The organism is Polynucleobacter sp. JS-Safj-400b-B2, assembly GCF_018881975.1.
Classification (GTDB): domain Bacteria; phylum Pseudomonadota; class Gammaproteobacteria; order Burkholderiales; family Burkholderiaceae; genus Polynucleobacter.
On the sequence record NZ_JACVPJ010000014.1, the window covers coordinates 1 to 22599 of the forward strand.

Below are 22599 nucleotides of genomic sequence, written 5' to 3' on the forward strand. Positions count from 1 at the left end.
ATTACTCACAGGCTAAGCTTAATGCCATAGCTAGGAAACTGAATGAGCGCCCTAGAAAGACACTAAACTATCAAACACCGGCAGAACGTTTTGCCCAATCTGTTGCGTTGACCGGTTGAATCCAAGGCCGATAGCAGTCCTTGAGCACTTACAAATCATGGGCAACAATTAGTTCGTTGCTCTAATGGCAGACCTATATATCTATTGGGGTTGCAGCGGAAGATGTGTGGAGATTGCTTACACACCTTGTTGCACAGAAAGAAAAACGACTTAGGAATTTCTCCCTAAGTCGTTGATTTCATTGGTGGGCCCACCAGGACTTGAACCTGGGACCAAAGGATTATGAGAGTAGATATCCAAAGAAAACCACTAGGATTTCAAGGGGTTACAACGCCTCATTATCGGTGTGCAGTGTTTTGTGTAGTGAATTTAACAAACTATTAAGAGGTACCCCCTTAAATGCTCAACATCATTACTTCTTAATGAGCGCCAACCAAACATTACGATTGATTAGAAACAACCAAGCGCACGCAATCCAAACTCCGCAGGCCAAAGTAAACAACTGTCCACCATCACTTGTACCATCTGTATTCACTACTGCAATACCAAGGGGGGTAAAAAGGTGAAAGAAGATCGCTCCGCTAATGACGCCTAAGCCCATTACGGCACCCGCAATTTGAACCCAAGGATTTTTCTTGTAAACAAACGCTCCAACAATTAATAGAGTTGAGGCAATCAACTCAAAACAACCTACTACTTTTGCTGAAAAAATACCGCCTGGTGCAAACAAACCTGGAAAGCCTAATGAGGCAGCCCATGGATCTAACTTACCCTCAAAGATATAAACAGTTTCAGCCGAACCTGTAAATTTGAAAAATAAAGACTGAATAAAAACAAATGACACATAAATTGTCAGAATCCAAGCCCAGTTTTTTTTAATAAAGTTCATATCAACTCCTTTTATGTTTAAGTATTAATGTATTACTTCTTGAGTAAAACATTGAATTTTTTATCAGCGTCAGCGATGTACTTTTCAGGACTTTTTCGCCATGTACTCTGGACATCAGCATCGTAGTTTAAGTAGAGCTTTCCATTGATGATGGTAAATTTATCTGGCTCAATGCTTACAAGATTATCTACCGCTACACCATAGGCACAATAGCCTCCGTACTGTGGTGCATATTTCTGCGGATTTGCTTTAAATAAATCTAGATTCGCCTTGGAGGCAAATAGCCACTTTGCACCATCCCAGTCTGTAGAGAAATCATCCTTACCTTTAACGGGCTTGTTATCGGTAAAGTAAGCAACAGGGTCATACCCCCGAATGGCAGTACCCGTTTGCCGATCGAATAAGCCGCCGCTAAGAGTATTAATAGGGGGCGCAGCAAATACATTCGCCTGAAAAGACAAGAGCAATATTCCAATAGTCGCAATTTTATAAAGCAATGATTTCATTAGGTCTCCAATTTTTGAGATTCAAGATAAGCAATGGTTGAGGGAGCAAAGCCAAAATACTCATCCAGAGGTATGTCATGCTGTTTACAAAATGGCTTAATAATCGCCAAATGATGGATTGCATGACTATTTAAGAAACAAAGTTCCCGGGCCGTGCTTGATTGATGCGAAAAGAGGAGTTCTCCAAGCAAACCACCTGAGGAGGCTACCTCAATGGATTCCTCTATTACTACTGAATTGATCTCTTGTAACTTTTTGCACAAGTTTGAAATTCTAAGAAGTGCTTCAGCTGGGCTTTTCTCTAGTAACTGATCTCGCTGGCGTAAATCATAATTTACTGAAGGCAACTGTCTAAAAATTAAAGCCTCATAGTGTTCAATAATATGACGAATATGACTGCCGATCGGAACGTGATAGTCGGCCTGATTATTTTGATTAAAAAAATTGGCTAACTTACCCAATGACTGCAAGGTGGATATCGTATATCCAACCAACTTTTCGTTAGCTTTAGAAATTGGCTTCATTAATGTGTTCTAGGATAGAGCTTGCTTAATTTTTTATCAAGCAAATAGGATTGATAAAAATCTTTTATAGACTGGGTTTTAACCCCATGCTTTTGGTTGTACTCCCCTATTATGAATAAGAGATGAAATTGGTGAAATAAATCTCTGTAGGCATCCTTAAGGTTGTAATTAGCATCCCAGATGTGAGTAGATTCTGAGCTCGCGCCATTAATCTCTACAATTTTGAAATCTAAGCCTTTTTCAAGCGTGGATAAATTCTGATAGCGAATATCAAAGCGTCCAAAGTAGAAATTAGGAAGTCTTTTAGATATTTGATCAAAAGTTTCTGTCAAAGTTTGGTTAATGTTATCCCTGCCATCTTGAAAGATTGCGCCTTTACTGTGATTTCCAGCAAAGACCAAGCTTATTTTTTCTGATACTGCAGGAATTAAATCGAGCTTGCTCTGAAGACGCGGATAGTAGATATGAGTTAGCTCTCTGGCCCTTGGGTCCATCGCAATGAGCTCTCTTATAGTATGTTTGCCATCCCCAATTACTTTTGGAAAAGACTTTAACGTGAGAGAAATGATCTTGCCGTTCTTCTCCCAAGGCATTCTGCAGTAGAAGACTCCCGCCTCTGCTTCATAGGGAATAAATTCTTGGCAAATAAAAGCCTCATTCGGCGGGAATCCTTGAATATACGTATTCAGATCATGACGGTCATGTATTAAGTTCACTCCAGCCCCACGACAACCCAAATCAGGCTTCGTAACAAGTGGATATTGGATGTCTTTATCTGCTAACTGGCCTTCAACTACCTTTAATAATTCCGCATCATCAATTTCTGAGGCATTTCTGACAAGGCAATGTTTAACTGAATATTCCGGAAGAAATTGAGCGACCGTATTTAAGATCTCATCCTTCGATTCCCCTACGAACTTTCCACCTGCTAAATTGGGATTGACTGCTGTTGGCAGCATGATGCTACGGTGGCGAATCATCAAATAGATAACATAGAGATATACAGGTAAATAGAAAAACCATGCAGGCCAAAATTCAAAGTAACTCAATGAGTTACTTCTTTTTTCTCTGTTGACGTTTTGTCTGTTTAGTATCTGAAGCATTAGGTTTTTCTCCGCCGAGATTTGATCCATGGATAGATAAACGTGATCAAGGCAAGAATCAATAAAGGCAAAGCTACTGCTAATGTCTTAGGTATTGGTAAAGCTTCAGCGATTACAGAACCTAAATAGATGCTGCCCAAATAGAGGCTTGCGGTCCAAACTAATACTGCAAACATTACTAAAAAGGTAAAAGTCCATAAATTGACATGCTTTAGCCCTAAGTAAACATAGCTAATCAACCTTAAGCCGGGAGTCACGCGAGCAAGAAAAATGGTTCCAGCTAACTTATGCTTACCAAGTAATCTATTGTCATTTGCAATACCATCGACAAAACGCCTCTTTAGAAATGGGATTCTCCTTGAAAAATATCCTGCGGCATAAAGCAAGAGATCGCCAATGGCAATTCCAAACCAGACTGCCAAAAAAGATTCACTCCAAAGCAAAGATCCTGCGGTAGAGAAAGCAACCCCAGCTGCAACTGCTACATCCTCAAATAAAAAACTAATGAGTACCAAACCCAGCATTAAGTATGCAGGGTGGTGTGGCATCTGCGTAAATGCCTCATAGTTCTTTTCAAGTATGTCGTAGATAGGCATTGGATATATTTCACTTCACCGTCTTGGCGTCCTGTCCAAACAATAGTTTCTTTGCTTCTTCGCTAACCGTCGGAGCAGTATTGATCGTATTTGCTAACTCATAAGCTTTGAGGGTCGCTGGTCTATAACGGATTCTCTCAAACCAAGCATAGAGAAATGGAAATTCTTTAATGTTTTGTTGCTGACGAACATGGGGAACCACCCATGGGTAACAAGCCATATCCGCAATCGAATAGTCGCCAGCGATAAAGTCCCTACCATCTGACAACTGTTTGTTCAGTACTCCATACAAACGAGATGTTTCTTTGACATAGCGATCCATGGCGTATTGAATCTTCTCAGGAGCATATTGAACAAAGTGATGATTCTGTCCTGCCATCGGACCCAAACCACCCATTTGCCAAAAGAGCCATTGAAGAGCTAAGTTACGACCCCTTAGATCCTGTGGAATAAATTGCTTGAGCTTATCTGCCAAATACAAAAGAATAGCGCCTGATTCAAATATGGCAATAGGGGCGCCACCATCGATTGGATCCTTATCTACGATTGCTGGAATACGATTGTTGGGAGCAATCGCTAAAAAGCTAGGCTCAAACTGTTCGCCCTTGCTGATGTTGACTGGAAAAATCTCATAAGGCACATTTGCCTCTTCCAAAAACATCGTAATCTTATGCCCATTAGGCGTAGTCCAGTAGTACAGATCAATCATGTCTTTGCCTTATTTCTTGAGTCGTTCGTTGCTTGGGAAAAGGTTCTTTCTTGATTCCTCATCGACCTCTGTTTTGAAAGTGAACTTGGTCTTAATCGCCTCAACAGCCTGGGCACTTGGCTTAGCGTTAATTTCATCCAATAGACGCTTAATACTTGGTAATTTTTCCCAAGCGCCTTCACCCAAGAAAAAGGGGATCATTCTTGCCCATGCCCATACAGACATATCTAAGATCCCGTATTCATTCAACATGTAGGGTTGTTTAGATAAACGCGCCTCTAAGATCTCCCAATGACGCCATGCCTCAAAGTCATAGCGATTTACTGCATACTCCTTAGGCTCTGGTGCGAAGTGCTTAAAGTGGACCAACTGTCCACAGTAAGGGCCAATTCCTGTTGCGAGAAACATGAGCCATGAATAAAACTCGGCGTGCGCTTCAGGTGTTTTAGCTGGCATGAACTTACCAATCTTCTCACCCAAATACAGCATGATCGCTGTGCTATCAAAAACATGAATATCGCCATCGACCAAAGCTGGCGTTTTACCATTGGGATTGATTGCTCTAAATTCTGGTTTGTGCTGATCGCCCTTACGGGTATCAGTTACAACAATCTCATAAGGTGTATTAGTCTCCTCTAAATAGAGGGCTACTTTGATTGGATTTGGTGATGGGTGAAAATATAGTTTGAGCATAATTTTTTCCTAACTTCCTGATTAAATGACTTCTAAAACTTTGGTTAATGAAGTACCTTCATAGTTTGGCTTTTCGCCAATTTCTTCAAATGGGTGCCCAAGTCGATTTACCCAAAAGACATCAAAGCCATACCACTTGGCCGCTAGAGCATCCCAAGCATTACTTGAAACAAACAGAATCTCCTCTTTCTTGACCGGAAATGCTTTTAATAAAAGCTCATATGCTTGGGGCGCAGTTTTAAATAGGCGCACATCTTCAATAGTGACCACCTTATCTAAGTATGGCTTCAAGCCATTACTCTCCACTACCGTGGCCAACATCTCTCTACTGCCATTAGAAAGAATCGCGGTAGAGATACCTTTTTGCTTAATTGTCTTGAGCACATTTAGGCTATCGTCAAAACTAGTAAGCTTGGCATACTGATCCATCAGTCGCTTCTCGTAATCGGGGGTTAGATTTAAGTCCATTCGTTTACACACATATCGAAGCGATCGAATGGTTAGCTCCCAAAATGGTAGGTAGTGCTTACTACCATTGGGATTGGGATCACTCATAGTTACCAGGCGGGTGTATTCAATTTGACGATCGCGCCACATCAAAGCAAAAGGCTGGCCATGCCCCGGAAATAATTCTTCTGCCAGCTGACCCATGGAATACACGTCAAACAATGTTCCATAGGCATCAAAGGCTACGAGTTTATACATTTAGTCTCCAATATTTCTTGTTTTAGAAATGTTCATCCTTACTACGCAATTCAATTTCCCAAGTCCAGGCAGCTTTAGGTTGATTCAATATCGCCATATAGGTTTTAGCAATTGCATCTGCCGTCATTGCATCGTTCGCAGGATCAGCCTTTACAGAACCATCAATGACAAAGTGAGCCACATGAATGCCTTGTGGGGCTAGCTCTCTTGCTAAGCATTGAGCCAATCCTCGGACGGCAAACTTTCCCATCGCAAATCCAGATGAATTCGCAAACCCCTTAACGCTAGCGGTAGCACCAGTAAAGAAGATCGCTCCATGATTTCTGGGGATCATTCTCTTGGCAGCCTCTTGAGCTGCAGTAAAGGCGCCAATCGCTGTTGTATGGACAGCCTCTGATACTTTATTGGGATTCAAGGAAAGAATATCGCCTTTAACCCTTGCACTAGGGTTGTATAAAACAAGCTCTGGCTCACCCCAAGCGTTCTCCACAAAATAAAATAGCTTTTGAATATCTTCTATAGAGTTGGCATCGACCTTAAATGCATATGCGCCGATAGACTCAGCTAAAGGCTTGAGCTTTTCCATATCTCGCGATGCCAATGCAACGGTATAGCCCGCAGCCACGAGCTCTCTAGCAAAGGCAGCGCTGATACCAGGCCCCGCTCCAATGATCAAAGCTACTTTATTCATATTTATCGGCTCACTTAGTATTTGTAGGTCATTTAATAATTATTGTGGTCTATACAGCTTAAAGAGTTGTTCTTTGCTAATAGTGAAGTAGTCGCCTGGGCCGCCGCCCCTAAGGACATGACCAGCCTCTGAGGTTTCGTAGATTCCTTCTTTTAATAAAGACTTAGCAATATGAATTTCTACAACTTCACCAAGCACCAACCATGTCTGCGCCTTTTCACCTGAAATACCTTTGAGCTGAATGATCTCGGTACATTTACACTCAAACGCAACCTTCGCTTTAGCAACCCTTGGGGGGATGACCAATGTTGATTTCGCTTGCTCAAGTCCTGTGGCCTCAAACTCACTAACCTCAGGCGGATATGGGGCGCATGATTGATTCATAACATCTACTAAATCGGATGTGACTAAGTTCCATACAAACTCACCAGTCTCTTCAATATTTCTTAAAGTGTCTTTATAGCCAACACTAGAAAAACCAATAATTGGCGGGACATAGTTAAAGGCATTGAAAAAACTATAGGGGGCTAAGTTAATAACCCCAGCCTTACTTTGTGTTGAGATCCATCCAATCGGCCTTGGACCAACGATGGCATTAAATGGATCATGCGGTAAGCCATGCCCGTTTTTCGGCTCATATGAATACATATCCGTCATCACAATTCCTTAAGTGGTTGGAGGCACTAAAGCCTCTAATTTTGAAATTGCTACCTTGACTGCTGGGCGACTAGCAACCTGATCGTACCATCGCTTTACATTTGGATAATCCGCTAAGTCAATGCCAGCAAAGGTACTGCGCCACATCCAGCCAAAGTGAGCCATATCAGCAATCGTATATTCATTACCAGCAACATATTCTTTGTTTGCCAAAATAGTATCTAACAATCCAGTTAAGCGTTTAGCCTCTGCATGAAAGCGATCAATTGCCATGGGAACTTTTTCAGAAGCTAATTTCTGAAAGAAGCCTGAATTACCAAAAGCAGGACTTATGCCAGCAGCATGAAAGAACAGTTGCTCAAATACACGAGCCTTTTCTTCAACAGTTGCCGGCATAAACTTGCCATACTTCTCTGCCAAGTACACCAAGATTGCGGCCGACTCTGTTAATACAAATTCTTTACTTCTGCCCTCAGGATCAACAAGCACAGGAACCTTGGCATTGGGATTGAGCTTTTGAAACGCATCAGCCTTTTGTTCGCCTTGACGAATATTGACTGAATGTAATTCATACTCCAACCCAAGTTCTTCCATCATGATGACTGGCTTAAGATTGTTTGGTGTGGCAAACGCATACAACTTCAACATAAGATCTCCTGCGCTGTTGCTACCCTCTTAAGGGGTAGATTCAAATTAAACTAATGCTGGCGATGCTGGAAAATCTACCGGCACTTTAGTTGTACCGTGCAAATAATTGCTAATAATCTTGTCGCCAATGACAACAATAGCATCCACTAAATTCGCTTCAGTCCATCCAGCATCAAAGAAAGCTTGAACTAGCGCTTGATTCGGATGGCCGCGCTCAACAGTAATGCTTTTTACCAACTTGGCTAGAGCATCTAGTTTTGGATTAAATGAAGCAGTTCCCTTACGTAACTCCATAATTTCTTCAGGAGTGAACCCGACCATCTTACCTAGGGCCGTATGGGCGGCTAAACAATATTCGCAATCATTGACCTGACTAACAATTAAATTAATGACTTCGCGATCTTTTGAAGATAAAGAACTCTTTGCATTCTGCAAAGCTAGATAAGTACCTAGCGCTGTTTCTGAATGAGCAAAAGTGGCATATAGATTTGGAACAAAAGATAAGCCCTTCTTTAGTTGATCAAATATAGCTTTATTAGGCTCACTAACTTGTTCATACGTTGGTACTTGTATTGCTTTCATTTGTATTCCTAGTTGGGTTGGCAAATATCAGTTGCACTGTTTTGCCAATTTCTATAATATGGTATTAATAGTAATTTAAAATCCAATTATTAATACAATTAGTCCCAAATAGATCGACTCTCAGCCCTTCTTGGTAACTTTCAAATTAAGTCCAAAGTCTTTGGACATGGAACTTTATGTGGCCAGCATGCCTTTGATATTTCTGAAAATGTAGGGCACATCCATATTATTAAAAAAGCACCTCTTGAAATCATCCTTAACGATCGATCCATTGACATAGCTGAACCCAGCCTAGTCTTTTTCTCCAGGCCAACCCCACATACGTTTAAATCAATTGATGAGGATGGTGTGGATATGGTTTGTGCAACCGTAGCTATTGGCAATGGATTAAATAATCCCCTTACTCTAGGCTTACCAGACTGCCTGGTCATACCACTATCTCAAATGGCAGAGTTTAATAAGCTGCTCGAACTACTCTACTTTGAGGCATTTGATAATCGCTGCGGGAAAACAGAGGCTCTCAACCATTTGATGGACTACTTGGTCATCAGGATGTATCGCTATGCCATTCAGGAAAACTTGATCGAGAATAGTGCGATCTCAGGTTTGGCAGACCCAAAGATTTCAAAAGCCGTTCAAGCTATTCACGAGCATCCAAGTCAAAACTGGTCATTAGAGACTTTGGCAAGGGAAGCGAATATGTCACGCTCAAGATTTGCAGAGTACTTCAAAGAAAAAGTAGGTGTTCCGCCAATGAACTATCTAACAGAGTGGCGCATAAACCTGGCTACCAAGTATCTTTTAGATGGGAAACCAATCAAAACTCTACATAAAAACTTGGGATATTCCTCTACCACCTCATTTGCAAGAAGCTTTCAGCAACGCCAAGGCCTTACACCAAAAGAATGGCTAGTGATGCAAGCTCAACCAAGTAATGAGATAACAAACTAGATTACAGAATATCGGGGAGCTAAGTCGAAGTGATTACTTACTAAGAAGCGTTACAAGCACTTATGAAGGTAGACATCCAGTGTAGACTCCTAGCAATACAGGTTCTGCGGGTGGTTAGTGTAGATGTGCAAGTAAATGGATAAGCAATTCATGGATTTAATAGAAGATCTCTATCAGTCTTTGGTTTCGAAAACCAAAGGATTTTTTGGAGCAACCATCTAACACCTTCTTACTCCAAAGTAGTTCTTTTACTAAAGCCCCATACAGTTAGCATAGTAAGTAACTGTTGCAGGCCAGTCTGAAAATACTCCCTTAACTCCAACTTGCCTAGCTAGTACGTCTAAAACCTCGTAAATTTGGCCGTCGGAGTAAATGGCTGATTTTATGGATTGGTGATACCAACCTCCCCCCTTATTCATAGGGCCATCACGCTCCAATGACCATGTGATGATATTCAATCCCGCATCTTTTGCTGCCTTTGCATAAGGCGATGGAATAATTTCTCCAATGCTATTCGTTGTCAATAAGACCCATATAGGAGGAGCAATATAACGCACCCCTTTTGCATAAAGCTCTTGCATGGTTGGCTTTAACAATTCAGGCTTAGTAGCATTGAACCCATTCTGCTCATATCTACCATCCAAATAAATTGCCTGCTTTCCAAACTCTGGTTCATTTTGAATCCAGTACATCACATCATTTAAATTAAACGATTGTGGAAAAACGTCATCAGGAGAAACCCCGGCCTGCTTATATTCATCAATAAGTGCTTGTGCATATTGCTCTTGGGTAAGGCCTAAATAAGGCATGGGCACTACTGCCTCTTTGAGTTCAGGAGTAAATTTACCGCCAAATTGTTTAAATAAAGCTATAGATTCCTGATGTGTTAATAAAGTACCCCCAGCGTCGGAATATAGTTCGGTTCTCCAAGATGGTGTTCCTGCCATATAGGACTGAATATCCTTAGCGTTTTTATTAAACCCATCCATCTTGCCACGCAGGGTTTTAAATTCGCCTAGAGTGATATCAGTTGTCCGGCACTCCGCTAACGCAGGTTTTATACCATTGGCCGGAATAAATGGTTTTGCACACTTTTCCTGCAAGCTTGTTAGCAAAATATTCGTTGTTCCCTGTAAATCATTTTGCGCATGTCGACAAACTAATTGCTTATCTTTAGTAAAAGTAACGTCGCATTCAAAAATACCGGCTCCCATCAATGCCGCAGCCTTATTTGACTGAACTGTATGCTCGGGAAACTCCAAAGGAGCGCCACGGTGGGCAATTGAAAATAAAGATTGACGAGGGGTCATCCCAGCACAACTTCTTAACTTACTTTTTAAGGGACCCTCTTTCATAGCATCAATTAGAAAATATGGCCTTACCCCGAACTGAATTTCTTGTGCAAATCCCGACATACTGGTTAAAAGTATGGTTGCTACAAGTAAAGGGCTTAATTTTTTAGGAAATCGCATTTAGAGCGCTATTTTTTGACCCAAAATACTGATACATGATCAGCGTCATAGCCAAAAAGACAGTTCCACCAAAACCAATAATGATGAGCGGCAAGCTGATGTTTATCGACAAGAGAATAGAGTAGACGAGGAGCATAAACAACACTGCTAAGTTCTCACTAAAACCCTGAACGGCGATAGATTGGCCAGTTGCCATCAGTGAATGACCTCGGTGTTGCAATAATGCATTCATTGGAACTACAAAATAACCTGATAACCAGCCTAACAGGATTAATAAAAAATAAGCGGGCAAATCATTCAGGCTTAATTGGATTGACTGTACTTGAAAGAGGACGATTGGCGGTAAAAGCCCATCGTTATACACACCCATTAAACAGACTACTAAGCCCATCAGTGCGCCGTAAGGCAATACGTTAGCAGAATTCTTCAGAGAGACTTTACATGCCGCATATACAGCCCCTGCTGCAACCCCGATTGCAGAAACGGCTTGTAAAGCAGCACTCTCAGAGAGATTCATATGTAAGGCATATTCAGCCCATTTCAACATTAGGAATTGAAGGGTTGCTCCAGCCCCCCAGAATAAGGTAGTCACTGTTAGGGAAAGTTTACCTAGCCGATCTCGCCATAGGCTCACAAAACAAGTAGAAAAATCCCGTACTAAATTACCATAATGTAGGTTCAACTTTTGATAGCTAAATCCTACCTTTAATAAGGGTACATTTAGTAAAGCAGCCGAAGTATAAATGGCTGAAATCAAATAAATAGCCATTGCTGCAGAGCTTGAAATATCACCTCTTATGAAATCTAGATTAACCAGTTGGAAATAATCATGCAGAAAATCACTAATTAGAAATCCTCCCAATAAGGTTCCAAAAATAATTGAACCAATGATGAGGCCTTCCATCCATCCATTTGCAGCTACCAACTTATCTGATGGTAGTAGCTCAGTCAAAATTCCATATTTTGCTGGCGCATATAAGGCGGCACCTATACCAACGATGCCATACCCCAATAATGGATGTATCCCAAAAAGCATGAGGCCGCAGCCACAAGCTTTTAGCACGTTAGAAATCAACATCACCTGACCTTTAGGCCTTGAGTCTGCAAAAGCACCTACAAATGGAGCAAAAAGAACATAAGGCATTACAAAAGAAATCTTGAGTAAAGGGGATACCCAATCCGGCTCTTGCATTGAAAATAAAAGAGCAATGGATACTATGAGTAATGCGTTGTCTGCTAGTGATGATAAAAACTGTGAGAAAGCTATCGTATAGAAAATACGATTCATTGCTTAATAAAAATTTCTCTTAAAACAGGCGATGATGCCAGCTTATCTGTTGAATGGGAATTTAGTATTAAATCGTGATAATTGTTTTCTAATTTTTTAGTAACTTGATCCCATGAAATTTCCAGGGTTGTTTGCCTTGCATGGGCTCTCAAATTTTCTAAATTAACATCATCTTTTATTAACTCGAGGCCTGCTGCAACGAATGAGTTGGCCTCATTTGGGCTGGCTAAAAATCCATTGATACCATGATCTATAAATTGCCTAGCTGCTGCATAGTCATACGCCAAAACAGCTAGCCCACTAGCCATTGCCTCGATTGTTACGTTGCCAAATGTTTCGCTTAGGCTAGAAAATAAAAAGATATCACCACTAGCATAATGGCTTGCAAGCGATTCACCCCTCTGAACCCCAGTAAAGATGCTATCAGGGCAGCTTAACTTTAAGGACCCTTTTTCAGGTCCATCGCCAACCCATACCATTTTCAGATTTGGATTAACTTGTGACATTGCTTTAAATGTTTCTACAGTGACTTGTAAATTTTTCTCTGAAGCAAGTCTACCGACACATAAGACCACTTTTTCATGGTCCTTGATTCCCCAATGATTTCGTAATTCTTGACAACGCTTTGATGGATTAAATAATTCAGTATCCACTCCTCGAGCCAGTACTTTGAGCCTCTCAAATCCATTGCTGAGTAACTGATTTTTGAGTTCCTGAGTTGGCACCATTGTGAAGTTACTATTGTTATGAAAGTAACGAAGATACCTTTGAATCAGGTTTTTTAGGAAGCTCATTCCATAGTGGGTTGAATACGCATCGAAATTTGTTCGGAAATCTGAACAAATCGGAATATTTAATTTTTTAGCTGCCTCTAGTGCTGACCAACCGAGGGGACCTTCGGTAACTATATGGACAAGACTAGGCCTATCAGCTGCCCATTGCTTAAGTAGCATATTTTTTTGAGGTAGACCCATCCTTAGAGAGCTGTAACCCGGTATAGGCATTCCCAGTGTCAGCAGTTCTTTGAAATGAGATTCTTTTTTAGGCTTGTCTTTTAATCCCTGGCGAGGCCGGATGAGTGTGATGTCATGCCCCATCTCCTCAAGACCCTTAATGAATCGAGCAATCGTGCTAGCTACTCCATTAACCTCTGGAGGATATGTTTCCGTAACAATAGCAACTTTCACCGATACATTCGGCTTTAAGTCACTATTTTCTCCCAAAGTATTTGATGTCATTGGCTCTGAGTATTCTCGAAGAAAATAACAGTTTTATGACAATGGGATCTTTTTTATATGTCTTAAAGTTGTCACAAATAAATTGTAAATATGGTCATATTCATATTTTTGTAATGTAACACTTCAATATTCAGAGGATCCAAAATTGATTCAATTTCTTGAAACCCTAAAAAAACAGCGCTGGGATGATCATCGTTATTATCACCATAGCCGTATCAATCAATCGCTACACTTTGTTAGCGCTTTGAGCTTTTTAACTGCCTACTTTTTATTATTTACCGATCCTATTGCAGCTTCTTTGTTGGCTTGGTTGGTTGCAATGACCACTCGCCAAAGCGGCCATTTCTTTTTTGAACCAAAAGGATATGACGAGATTAATAAAGCCACCCATGAGTACAAGGAAGAAATTAAAGTGGGCTACAACCTCAATAGAAAAATTGTTCTTTTATCCATTTGGGCGGCAATCCCAGTATTGGTGTATTTCAATCCAGTATTCCTGCAAAAATTTATCGCTTTTAATACCTTCACAAATACCGAAGGCTTTATTCGACAAACCGGTCTCTTATGGCTCTGGCTTGGTGTTGGTGGCGTACTTTTCCGCACTTTCCACCTCTTTTTCATTCATGATGTTGAGGCAGCCTTGGCATGGATGACAAAAATTATCACGGACCCATTCCATGATGCAAAAATTTATGCGACGGCACCCTTGTATTTATTGCGCGGACAACTCATCGACCCTATGAACCACCTTGAGCTCAACGAAGAAAACCTGGGCTCAATCAACTCCTAATGTAGATGCATGTTGGGTAGTATTTTTTCTAAATAGCATTTCTTTGATGATTTGACGCTTAATCGCTTTATTGCTTAGCCCATTTCCATTCCACCACCAAGCATCCTGCTTCATGGATTGGGCTGCAGCAATAAAGCGCTCTAGAACGGCTAACATGTCTGCATCGCTATAGTTCAGACTGAAGATAAATCTCCCTGTACCAATCCAGCTTAGCGCTAGGCCTTGTTCTTTTAAGTAGTACTGAAACATCCAGTTGTAGCGACTTGGCTCTGTGAAATAGACGGTCCAAATACTAGACATATTCGCAACCCTGACTGGCAAATCCAATGAAATTAATTTTTCATTAAAGAGATTAGCGCGACGATTCCAAACTTCATCCAAATCTTCATACATTTTTTTGATAGCTGGAGTTTCAAGTTGCTCTAAAAATACTTGCATCGCTCCCATCACATAGGGGTGCGAGTTAAATGTTCCTCTCGCAAAACAGATGTCAGCTGGCTTTTCTTCTCTAAACCGCTTCATCAAATCACTTCGTCCACACACTACGCCAATCGGCAAGCCACCGCCTAAGGTTTTACCATATGTCACCATGTCAGCCCGAACGCCAAAGTATTCTTGAGCGCCGCCCTGAGCCAAACGAAATCCTACGAATACCTCATCAAAAATGAGAACAACTCCATTCTTTGTGCAAACTTCCCTTAATTCTTCGAGCCATTTGGTATAGGCAGCGCGATCATAATGCGCAGTACGAGAGCTATCTAATAGAGACGAATCGCCAGGCGCCCCTTTATTCGGATGCATAGCCTGCAGTGGATTAACCAATACGCAGGCAATATTTTTTCGATTACGCAGCACCCGCAAGGTATCTTGATCCATCTCCTTCAGTGTGTAGGTTTCCCTGGGAGGGAGTGGATTGCCTATGCCAGGCTGAACATCTTCCCACCAACCGTGATAGGCACCATTAAAACGCACCACATGGCTACGCTTTGTATGGTAACGTGCCAACCGTACCGCCTGCATTACAGCCTCTGTACCAGACATATGAAAGGATATTTCATCTAATCCCGAAATGGCTGTCAAACGCTTTACATTGTCGGCAACAATGGGGTTGTAAAACCCCAAAACAGGCCCCAGCTCAGACACACGTTTAGCTCCATCTTCAATGGCCTTTTTATAAAAGTCATATCCGAGAACATTGACGCCATATGACCCAGTTAAGTCATAAAAGATATTGCCATCTAAATCAGTCAAGGTAACCCCAGATGAGGACTGCATAAAGCTACCAGATTTCAAATGCTCGCTAACAAAAGGGCTAAATTGAAAGGGTACTCGATACCTCCCCGTAAATTGCAGATCCGATATATTTTTGGCCGCTTGATTTGTCAGGGCAACTGATTTTGCAAAACGCTCCTGATAGATATGCGATAAGCGCATAAAACCAGCCTCCCTTAAAGAGGCGATATTATCTGGAGCGCCATCAACTTTAAAAAAAGAGTCTCGATTAAAGGAGTAAAAAGGAATTAAACGGGCTACTCTCTTTGCCATGCGTGAGTGTCCAGCCAATGAGGGATGCTTAGCCTTAGATAGCTGTAATCTTGTATAGACCTTCCGAACAATCCACACTCCAAACCCTGCTCCGAATATACTTAATGCAACCCAACTATTCATAAATACTCCAATTGTTCTTTCTTGACACTTTTACTTCATTTGTTTGACAAAATTATGTCAATGAAAAAGACCATCCAAAGCATTCTGTCCCAAGAAGACCTCAATTTTCTTTTGACTAATCGTATTCCCCGCAATACGCTTACTCGCTTTATTGGCTGGTTTAGTCAGATTGAAAACCCAGTCATTGCTTATGTCTCCATACAGGTTTGGAAATTCTTTTCTGCACTTGATCTATCGGAGGCTAAGAGTCAACACTTTAAAAGTATGCATGCCTGCTTTACGCGTGAACTTAAGACCAATGCAAGACCAATCAATCAAGACTTGAATCATCTAGTGAGCCCGTGTGATGCTCTGATTGGCGCATTCGGCACAGTGAGCAATGGTGAAATTTTTCAAGCCAAAGGCTTTCCTTACGCCTTAGAAGACCTGATACCCAACAAGAAATTGGCCCAGGGTTATGAGGGGTGTGAATATGTGACCTTGCGACTCACTTCAAGCATGTACCACCGCTTTCATGCTCCAACGGCAATGCGAATCAGAAAAATCACTTATATCTCTGGTGATACTTGGAATGTCAACCCGATTGCACTAAAGCGAGTTGAACGACTCTTTTGCAAGAATGAAAGAGCTGTAATTGAATGTGAAATAGACCATCCAGGTAAAGGAATTGAAAACGCAACTCTGACGCTGGTGCCTGTCGCAGCCATTCTGGTTGCCAGCATTCGCATGCACTGCATTAATCTCCTCTTCCATCTACAGTACAAAGGCCCCAATGAGATTGACTGCGACGTTGCCGTCACTCGCGGAGAGGAATTAGGCTGGTTTCAGCATGGCTCAACTATTATTGTTTTTGCTCCAAAAAATTATCGCTTGCTACCAAGCTTAAATTTGGGGGACAACATTCGTATGGGTGAAGCTTTATTTGAATATTCGCTAGAACGATAAGCTATCTACATGCCAAACTCAGAGTGTCGCGGCTGCGCTCCATCCCCTCAGCCATCATTTCGAAACTCTTCCGAATATTATTTCTCATGAAGTATTCTATGATCCCATTCGGAATTACAGAATCTGGCTCGATGATGCTGGCATATCGCACCAATACACCCTTCTCATTGGTATGCAGTCGCCATGTCCCAGAATAGGCTTTGCTATTACCTTTAATCTGAATAAAATTTAAACCCTGATTTGGTAGTTCCGTAAACTCCACTTCAGACCGCAATTGAATGGGGAACAATAGTACTCGCTCCTCAATGAGCCTTTCTACAGTAACCCTATTACCATTTCTTCTGCGCACCTTGGACTCGACAATTCCTGGAATAGTTTTTACATCCTCATAATCTGTCAAAAAGGTATATGCCTCACACTGGCTAATTGGCGCTATGTAGCTAGCTTGCACCTTAAAGCTGGCGCCTAATTTTTCTACTAATACCTGCAAATCATAGGGAGCTAGCTCAGTGATAGCAAAACAAGATTGGCCACTGATTAACAAGCATAAAAGAAATGCTCGCCTCACAAAAGAACCACCCAGTTGGAGGTATGCATTGTTAATGCTCAATATTCTTCCTCAATATTGAGATCTAGAAATATAAGTGTCTCTGCATCGGCCAGCTCTGCGCACTCTACCCCATTCATTTGATCATCAAAAGAGAGTTGGGCAAAACGTTCAGCCGCTATGAAATTATTCTTCTGGTAATTATCTAAAGCCAACAATTGATTCCATGCTGCTTTTTGAAAATGCTCTGCAGCCATTCTTCTTAAATTAATAACCTGGTCATTTAGGTTTTGATCTAGCATTTTTCTCCCCTTCAATTTGGCATTGAACTTAAATGAGATGCTCCATCTTTCATGTGACATTTATATGAATTATTGCAACCACTTTCGTCATAATTGAGGCCTGTATATCAAGCCCATATATGACAATTTCACTATTTAAAATTACTAAAAAATATTTCAGTGAACGATAGATTTGTCACATTTATTCATCAAGAATAAAGGCTACTTATGGGAAATGAAGAGCAATTCTGCTCCTTTCCGGTCTCCTCAGCTTGCTCTAACAGCCCATAGGTAACCACTTCTAATTTATTTAGGGAGAGTTTTGATGACCACCTTCACTACTGAAGATCGCGAACTTGTTGAAAAAGAGCCTATTCCCTTTTATGGCTACTGCTGTTTAACTGACTCATCTCCCAAGGATGCTAATTCCCTTTTGCATCCAGTGCTTAAGAAAATTAAAGTGGAATACAGGGTTCATGACAGCAGTGAAGATTCGGAAGATTAGGCTTTAATGTTCTTTATGTTTCTTACCCAACTTCTCGGGTTTGCCGTTGCCATACAGGCACCAGTATTGGATTTCATCAATGAGGACTTCCACATCTTTCATCTTGAGATTTCTAAAATCTTCCAGTCCAATAGATCCAGTTTCTCTTAATTTCTCGATAGCATCTTTTAATGCGCTCATATTGATGTTTCTTCTAAAAAATACATAATTAAGGTTAGTTTATGTCTTTAGACATATTCTTGACCTACATCAATAATCGTCACTTAAATCGACGCTTTAGTTCACTAGATTTTAGGGCGGCTAACAGGTCTTAGACCCATTTGCGAATGTACAAAGTCACATACTAGATCGTCAACTGGTACTGGATGTCCCGCATTTAGAACCTTGAGGGTATTTAACCGAGGAATAAACGCCTTGATCTCGTGAACACGTTGCTCAGTGCATATCTTAGATTCCCCGCCATAGACCAGTCCAACTTTACCTTTAAAACCCTCTAGTGCTTCATGAAAATTCATGCCCCACACATCTGCACGATATGAGAGATCAAAATGTCCAGGAAGTTGTACATCAGCGATTGCTTTTTCGTCAACACTCAACTCTTTGGCAAGCTCTCGAACCTCTTTGAAGCCCAGCTCATTTTTCATAGACTTATAGAGGGTATATAAAGCAGTCCAATTAACTGTTAATGCTATATCGTTTAGAACGATAGAGTTAATTTTTTTATCAAAAATCTTTGTAAGATACATCGCTAAAACACCGCCCATACTGGTACCAAAAATGCTGAGTCTTTGATGCGTCTTTGCTGCAGTCAAAATAGTGCCTTGAATTAACTTACCAACATCCGAGAGGTATAAAGACATCTTGTAGGCCCCATATTGATCAATGTAGTCAGACTCCCCCCTCCCTGAAAAATCAATGCTAATGACCTTACAGTTTTCAAACCTTAAAAAGTAGGCATGAATTGATGCAAAGGATGCCTTCGTTTCTAGCAATCCCGGCAAGCAAATAAGAATGTTTTCTGCATTCATATTCCCCGAAACTGTATAGGCAATTTTTCGAGGATGCCGATCATCTTCTATCTGAAAATAATGAGTCTCTGGGGCAGAACTAACTGATTCAGCGTCCAACATTCGCGCTGGATTATCCTCAAGAGGCACAAATGTTAGCTCAGGTTCAGATATTGCGATTTCAAAATCTTGAATATCCGCAGTCGCTACAGATGCAATCTGCCGAGACGATGGCTGCGCCGACTTAATTACCTCCGCCTTAATTACTAACAACAAATCAAAAATCTTTTTCTTCATCAACTCTACCCACCAAGAATTTGGTGGCTCATTAGCCTTCAATCTTCTTACTGTATAGATTCTTAATGACAAAATTACTTAAATTACACCAAAATATGAAGTAAAAAAGCCGCCACCTGGACGGCTTTTAGATGCAACTTGGATGGGATCAGTTAGTTTGAACTGCCAGTTGTATAGTCATAAGTAGGCTTTGAACTAGATGTTTTTCCTTTAAATGCAATGCTATGGATTGTCTCGGGATCTTGAGCAATCTCTCCGTTTGCTTTCCTAATTGCCTCTTTTATCTCAAGCTTAACCATCTGAATTTTATCTTCGATTCTTTGTAGCTTTGGGTTAAATTCATCTGGCAAGTAATGTGGATTATTTCTGGATGCCACAGAAGGCTCTGCAATATTGGCCTGCACTTGAGTAACGATAAGACCAATACCAATACATGCTGTGAAAATGGCAAAGAAGCTCAAGCGTGGTTTACGACTCATAAAGTCTTTAATTATCAATTTATTCTCCATTTAGTATGCATCATCCTGCGCATGCGCTTGATTGAAATAGGAAACTGCTTTCTCAGCCGGAGGTAATGGATCGTATTTTTCCAAGCTAGATGCCTCTACAGCACTGCCAAATAAAAAATGTAGGTGCTATTGCAATGTAATTAAATTTTTTCATTTTTGCCCCCTCAAAAAAAATTACCAACTACATCTTGTGATTAATTTAAGGTCTAAACAAGTCATTTAGATGAAGATTTCATGACAAGTTAGTGGCCCCTATTGCATATAAGAATTGCCAACCCAAACATAACTAAAAAATCTTTTTTCAGTTATAAAGAGATTGCGGCGGAATGGCAGAGTGGTTATGCATGAGATTGCAAATCTCACTACCCTGGTTCGATTCCAGGTTTCCGCCTCCAGCATGATTGAGATACGAATTAATTCTTTACATGCGGATTACCTTAAGTACTGCCATTGAAACTGTGTAGAGTTTGCTTGAACCGGGATAGAAGGCCATAATGTACAAATGACGATCCTACCAATCAAGATGTCATTAAAATCGCCAGGTAATTCCAGTATCTAAACGAGTTGAATTCGGCCCATTACCCACCAAGACATAACCGGTGTTTTGCGCACTGCGCATCATTGAAATACCAAAGTCAACACTTTCAGATAGCCCAATAATTGCTGCAACCATGCCGTACATTGTGGACTGCTGTTCAGTTGCGGGTGGATTGGTTTGCACACCAAAATCGAGAGCGAGACGAAATCCATCCATGACATTCCATACTGGGGCAATCGAAGCAGAGTAGATATTTAATCTTAAAGGGCCTGCACTGCCACCATTTAAATAATTTACGTTATAGGGGCTACGCATATAACCTACATTTACATGCGCCTCCAGTGATTCATTTAAATAATACGAGGTAATGAATGTTGCGCCGTAATTGAATGCTGCCTGCCCAAAACCAACTACTTGTTGCTGCTTGGAAACTGGAAATTGCAAGATGGGTTTTATTGCGAAGTTCCAGCTATCGCCCTCTTCACCCCAAAAACGCCACTTTGCATTAAGTGTGTAGTTGCTATACGGTGAGTAATCGCTTGCACGTGGGGTAGCGTTATATTGCGTTCCAATGGCAATCTCAACATTCTCAGCGATGCCACGAGTGTACGTAAAAGGAAATGATTTAGTAGAGCCTGGCCCCAGAAATTCTTCACCAGGGCTCGAGATGTCCTGGCCTGGTCCTGTAGGCTGGTTAACCTTATTGATAGAGTAAAAATACATTTCAATTTGATTGCCATCTTTTTTTACCGTCCCTGCATCATCAGTATTTAATGGCTCAAATGCCTGAGCCCTACTCATTAAAAAAAGAGCAATCAAAGCAAAAATTAAATTTATCAAATGAGGCATGACTTGTTGATCGCTATAAATTTCACGATTTAAACTAATTTTTTACAGGACTTTCAGCGTGCAAAAATACCTTACGTGCCTTAAAGTCCAGATCAATTAAGTCGCCATAAGTTGACCACTCTAAAATAAGATCTAGCGTCTTCTTCACATCTCGTTTATTTAAAGACAGGCCTAAAGATTTAGTCAGCACATCAAATGGGACTTTCTTAGAGGGGGCGCTCTTAAGCTCTCGATAGAGATCACTGATAAATGGAATCGTTTGTAAAGCCTGTTGCCCAAGCATGTGCTTTCTTATTTCGCTATCGCCATTCCCGAAAATTGCCCCCAATTCGGTAGCAATCAAGTCACCGTCTTTCACCATAGCAAATTCGAGTAGTGTCAGATCTTCTACGGCATTAATGAACGCGTTATCTCCCATCTCCGCCGCTTCAGCAATCTTGGGTAGATCTGCACGACCTAAGAATTCTGGATCAATTAAACGCTCCATTAGTCCTTCAATTGATGCAACATTGGCGCGTGGGTATGGGCTGCGCTCAGTAGGCAAGCCATAATCTAACTGACCATCTGCTAAACGTCTTTGCGGGGTCACCATTTCGGTGTAGATACAGTCTACTAAATGATGTATCTCTGAAGTTTTGGGCTCTCGCGGACGCTCTAGCTCAATAGGTAACTCAAAGCGAACGCGTCCAGGGTTTGAAGAAAAGATTAAAGCCCTATCAGCCATCATGACCGCTTCTTCAATGTTGTGAGAGACAACTAAAAGTGATTTTGTTGGCAAATCTCCTGATTGCCATAACTCTAAGATATCGTCACGCAAATGCTCACCCGTCATCACATCAAGAGCGGAAAATGCCTCATCCATTAATAGTACCTCGGGCTCCAATACGATAGCTCTAGCAATACCCACCCGTTGTCGCATACCACCAGATAACTCTTTTGGTAGCGCCCCCTCAAAACCCTCTAAACCAATCAATTCAATGGCTTGTTTGGCTTTTTTGGCGCGCACATCAGGGGCAATTCCACGTGCCTCAAGACCAAGCTCAACATTTTGCTGAACCGATAACCAAGGGAATAAAGCAAAGGACTGAAATACCATGCTAATGCCGTTGACTGGTCCATAAATCTGTTTACCAGCATATTCGACCTCTCCAGAGTCTGCCGAAATTAGGCCAGCCATAATGCGCAACAGAGTTGATTTTCCAGACCCAGATTGGCCCAAAAGCGCCACTATCTCACCCTCATTAAGAGTGAAATCAACATTTTCTAAAATCAGCCTATCCGAACCATCGGCCGACTTGAAGGATTTATTTACAGAGCGTAATTTAAGCAGGGGGAGGGACATTCGTAAAAA

27 protein-coding genes, 1 tRNA gene and 1 pseudogene are annotated in these 22599 nt (G+C 41.2%); 6 read left to right on the plus strand and 23 right to left on the minus strand.

Features of this window, described 5'->3' with window-relative positions; all coding sequences use genetic code 11:
* Positions 1–119 (plus strand): annotated as a pseudogene (locus ICN48_RS11590) (IS30 family transposase); the annotation flags it as partial.
* Positions 120–472: 353 nt separating this feature from the next.
* Here ICN48_RS11590 and ICN48_RS11595 read toward each other — a convergent pair.
* From ICN48_RS11595 to ICN48_RS11650, 12 genes are read right to left on the minus strand one after another with little or no spacing between them, the layout of a single operon-like run.
* Positions 473–949, minus strand: coding sequence for a hypothetical protein (locus ICN48_RS11595; RefSeq protein ID WP_216153842.1), 477 nt, complete (start codon positions 947–949; stop codon positions 473–475).
* Between the two features lie 32 nt (positions 950–981).
* Complete coding sequence (locus ICN48_RS11600; protein WP_216153843.1) at positions 982–1455, minus strand: YHS domain-containing (seleno)protein; 474 nt, start codon at positions 1453–1455, stop codon at positions 982–984.
* Entirely contained in the window at positions 1455–1979 is a 525-nt protein-coding gene (locus ICN48_RS11605; protein ID WP_216153844.1) for a hypothetical protein, read from the minus strand. The genes ICN48_RS11600 and ICN48_RS11605 overlap by 1 nt, the downstream gene beginning before the upstream one ends.
* On the minus strand, positions 1979–3028 hold the full coding sequence (locus ICN48_RS11610; RefSeq protein WP_216153845.1) for an ATP-grasp domain-containing protein: 1050 nt from the start codon (positions 3026–3028) through the stop codon (positions 1979–1981). Before ICN48_RS11610 ends, ICN48_RS11605 begins: the two co-directional genes overlap by 1 nt.
* Positions 3029–3081: 53 nt before the next feature.
* Complete coding sequence (locus tag ICN48_RS11615; RefSeq protein WP_216153846.1) at positions 3082–3678, minus strand: DedA family protein; 597 nt, start codon at positions 3676–3678, stop codon at positions 3082–3084.
* A gap of 10 nt (positions 3679–3688) precedes the next feature.
* Positions 3689–4387 (minus strand): glutathione S-transferase N-terminal domain-containing protein, encoded by a 699-nt coding sequence (locus ICN48_RS11620; protein WP_216153847.1) that lies wholly within the window; start codon positions 4385–4387, stop codon positions 3689–3691.
* A 9-nt stretch (positions 4388–4396) separates the two neighbouring features.
* Positions 4397–5080, minus strand: coding sequence for a glutathione S-transferase family protein (locus ICN48_RS11625; RefSeq protein WP_216153848.1), 684 nt, complete (start codon positions 5078–5080; stop codon positions 4397–4399).
* A gap of 21 nt (positions 5081–5101) precedes the next feature.
* Positions 5102–5785, minus strand: a complete 684-nt coding sequence (locus ICN48_RS11630; protein ID WP_216153849.1) for a haloacid dehalogenase type II — start codon at positions 5783–5785, stop codon at positions 5102–5104.
* Positions 5786–5807: 22 nt separating this feature from the next.
* On the minus strand, positions 5808–6476 hold the full coding sequence (locus tag ICN48_RS11635; protein WP_216153850.1) for an SDR family NAD(P)-dependent oxidoreductase: 669 nt from the start codon (positions 6474–6476) through the stop codon (positions 5808–5810).
* 39 nt (positions 6477–6515) lie between these two features.
* Positions 6516–7133 carry a flavin reductase family protein gene (locus tag ICN48_RS11640; protein ID WP_216153851.1) on the minus strand — a complete coding sequence of 206 codons (618 nt, stop codon included), beginning with the start codon at positions 7131–7133 and terminating at the stop codon, positions 6516–6518.
* 9 nt (positions 7134–7142) lie between these two features.
* Entirely contained in the window at positions 7143–7781 is a 639-nt protein-coding gene (locus ICN48_RS11645) for a glutathione S-transferase family protein (protein WP_216153852.1), read from the minus strand.
* A 45-nt stretch (positions 7782–7826) separates the two neighbouring features.
* The gene (locus ICN48_RS11650) at positions 7827–8363 is read right to left on the minus strand and encodes a carboxymuconolactone decarboxylase family protein (RefSeq protein WP_216153853.1); all 537 of its coding nucleotides are present in this window, start codon (positions 8361–8363) and stop codon (positions 7827–7829) included.
* 108 nt (positions 8364–8471) lie between these two features.
* Here ICN48_RS11650 and ICN48_RS14125 point away from each other — a divergent pair, with 108 nt between their 5' ends.
* Entirely contained in the window at positions 8472–9314 is an 843-nt protein-coding gene (locus tag ICN48_RS14125) for an AraC family transcriptional regulator (protein WP_370624224.1), read from the plus strand.
* A gap of 251 nt (positions 9315–9565) precedes the next feature.
* Here ICN48_RS14125 and ICN48_RS11660 read toward each other — a convergent pair whose 3' ends face one another.
* From ICN48_RS11660 to ICN48_RS11670, 3 genes are all read right to left on the minus strand, one after another.
* The gene (locus tag ICN48_RS11660) at positions 9566–10624 is read right to left on the minus strand and encodes a glycerophosphodiester phosphodiesterase family protein (RefSeq protein ID WP_255539558.1); all 1059 of its coding nucleotides are present in this window, start codon (positions 10622–10624) and stop codon (positions 9566–9568) included.
* A 148-nt stretch (positions 10625–10772) separates the two neighbouring features.
* Positions 10773–12074 (minus strand): lysophospholipid transporter LplT, encoded by a 1302-nt coding sequence (lplT, locus tag ICN48_RS11665; RefSeq protein WP_216153856.1) that lies wholly within the window; start codon positions 12072–12074, stop codon positions 10773–10775.
* Positions 12071–13312 (minus strand): glycosyltransferase family 1 protein, encoded by a 1242-nt coding sequence (locus ICN48_RS11670; RefSeq protein WP_216153857.1) that lies wholly within the window; start codon positions 13310–13312, stop codon positions 12071–12073. The genes lplT and ICN48_RS11670 overlap by 4 nt, the downstream gene beginning before the upstream one ends.
* 145 nt (positions 13313–13457) lie before the next feature.
* Here ICN48_RS11670 and ICN48_RS11675 point away from each other — a divergent pair, with 145 nt between their 5' ends.
* Positions 13458–14102 (plus strand): hypothetical protein, encoded by a 645-nt coding sequence (locus tag ICN48_RS11675; RefSeq protein WP_216153858.1) that lies wholly within the window; start codon positions 13458–13460, stop codon positions 14100–14102.
* On the opposite strand, the gene ICN48_RS11680 is transcribed toward ICN48_RS11675, so the two are convergent.
* The gene (locus ICN48_RS11680; protein ID WP_216153859.1) at positions 14088–15770 is read right to left on the minus strand and encodes an aminotransferase class III-fold pyridoxal phosphate-dependent enzyme; all 1683 of its coding nucleotides are present in this window, start codon (positions 15768–15770) and stop codon (positions 14088–14090) included. The two genes, ICN48_RS11675 and ICN48_RS11680, sit on opposite strands and share 15 nt — an antisense overlap.
* A 60-nt stretch (positions 15771–15830) precedes the next feature.
* On the opposite strand from ICN48_RS11680, the gene asd reads away from it, so the two are divergent.
* Entirely contained in the window at positions 15831–16715 is an 885-nt protein-coding gene (gene asd, locus ICN48_RS11685) for an archaetidylserine decarboxylase (protein WP_216153860.1), read from the plus strand.
* Position 16716: 1 nt separating this feature from the next.
* On the opposite strand, the gene ICN48_RS11690 is transcribed toward asd, so the two are convergent.
* Together ICN48_RS11690 and ICN48_RS11695 are read right to left on the minus strand one after the other, a co-directional pair.
* Positions 16717–17325: an SRPBCC family protein gene (locus tag ICN48_RS11690; RefSeq protein WP_216153861.1), complete on the minus strand. Its 609-nt coding sequence runs from the start codon at positions 17323–17325 to the stop codon at positions 16717–16719.
* Positions 17322–17564: a hypothetical protein gene (locus ICN48_RS11695; RefSeq protein ID WP_216153862.1), complete on the minus strand. Its 243-nt coding sequence runs from the start codon at positions 17562–17564 to the stop codon at positions 17322–17324. Before ICN48_RS11695 ends, ICN48_RS11690 begins: the two co-directional genes overlap by 4 nt.
* 304 nt (positions 17565–17868) lie before the next feature.
* On the opposite strand from ICN48_RS11695, the gene ICN48_RS11700 reads away from it, so the two are divergent.
* Positions 17869–18048: a hypothetical protein gene (locus ICN48_RS11700; RefSeq protein ID WP_216153863.1), complete on the plus strand. Its 180-nt coding sequence runs from the start codon at positions 17869–17871 to the stop codon at positions 18046–18048.
* Between the two features lie 3 nt (positions 18049–18051).
* Here ICN48_RS11700 and ICN48_RS11705 read toward each other — a convergent pair whose 3' ends face one another.
* The 3 genes from ICN48_RS11705 to ICN48_RS11715 form a co-directional block, all read right to left on the minus strand.
* The gene (locus ICN48_RS11705; RefSeq protein ID WP_216153864.1) at positions 18052–18228 is read right to left on the minus strand and encodes a hypothetical protein; all 177 of its coding nucleotides are present in this window, start codon (positions 18226–18228) and stop codon (positions 18052–18054) included.
* A gap of 104 nt (positions 18229–18332) precedes the next feature.
* Positions 18333–19352, minus strand: coding sequence for an alpha/beta fold hydrolase (locus ICN48_RS11710; RefSeq protein ID WP_216153865.1), 1020 nt, complete (start codon positions 19350–19352; stop codon positions 18333–18335).
* Between the two features lie 152 nt (positions 19353–19504).
* Positions 19505–19831, minus strand: coding sequence for a hypothetical protein (locus ICN48_RS11715; protein ID WP_216153866.1), 327 nt, complete (start codon positions 19829–19831; stop codon positions 19505–19507).
* 350 nt (positions 19832–20181) lie between these two features.
* On the opposite strand from ICN48_RS11715, the gene ICN48_RS11720 reads away from it, so the two are divergent.
* Positions 20182–20256 (plus strand) — tRNA-Cys (locus ICN48_RS11720).
* 134 nt (positions 20257–20390) lie between these two features.
* On the opposite strand, the gene ICN48_RS11725 is transcribed toward ICN48_RS11720, so the two are convergent.
* Together ICN48_RS11725 and ICN48_RS11730 are read right to left on the minus strand one after the other, a co-directional pair.
* Complete coding sequence (locus ICN48_RS11725; RefSeq protein ID WP_216153867.1) at positions 20391–21248, minus strand: hypothetical protein; 858 nt, start codon at positions 21246–21248, stop codon at positions 20391–20393.
* A gap of 34 nt (positions 21249–21282) precedes the next feature.
* Positions 21283–22590 (minus strand): nitrate/sulfonate/bicarbonate ABC transporter ATP-binding protein, encoded by a 1308-nt coding sequence (locus ICN48_RS11730; protein ID WP_216153868.1) that lies wholly within the window; start codon positions 22588–22590, stop codon positions 21283–21285.
* Positions 22591–22599: the final 9 nt, after the last annotated feature.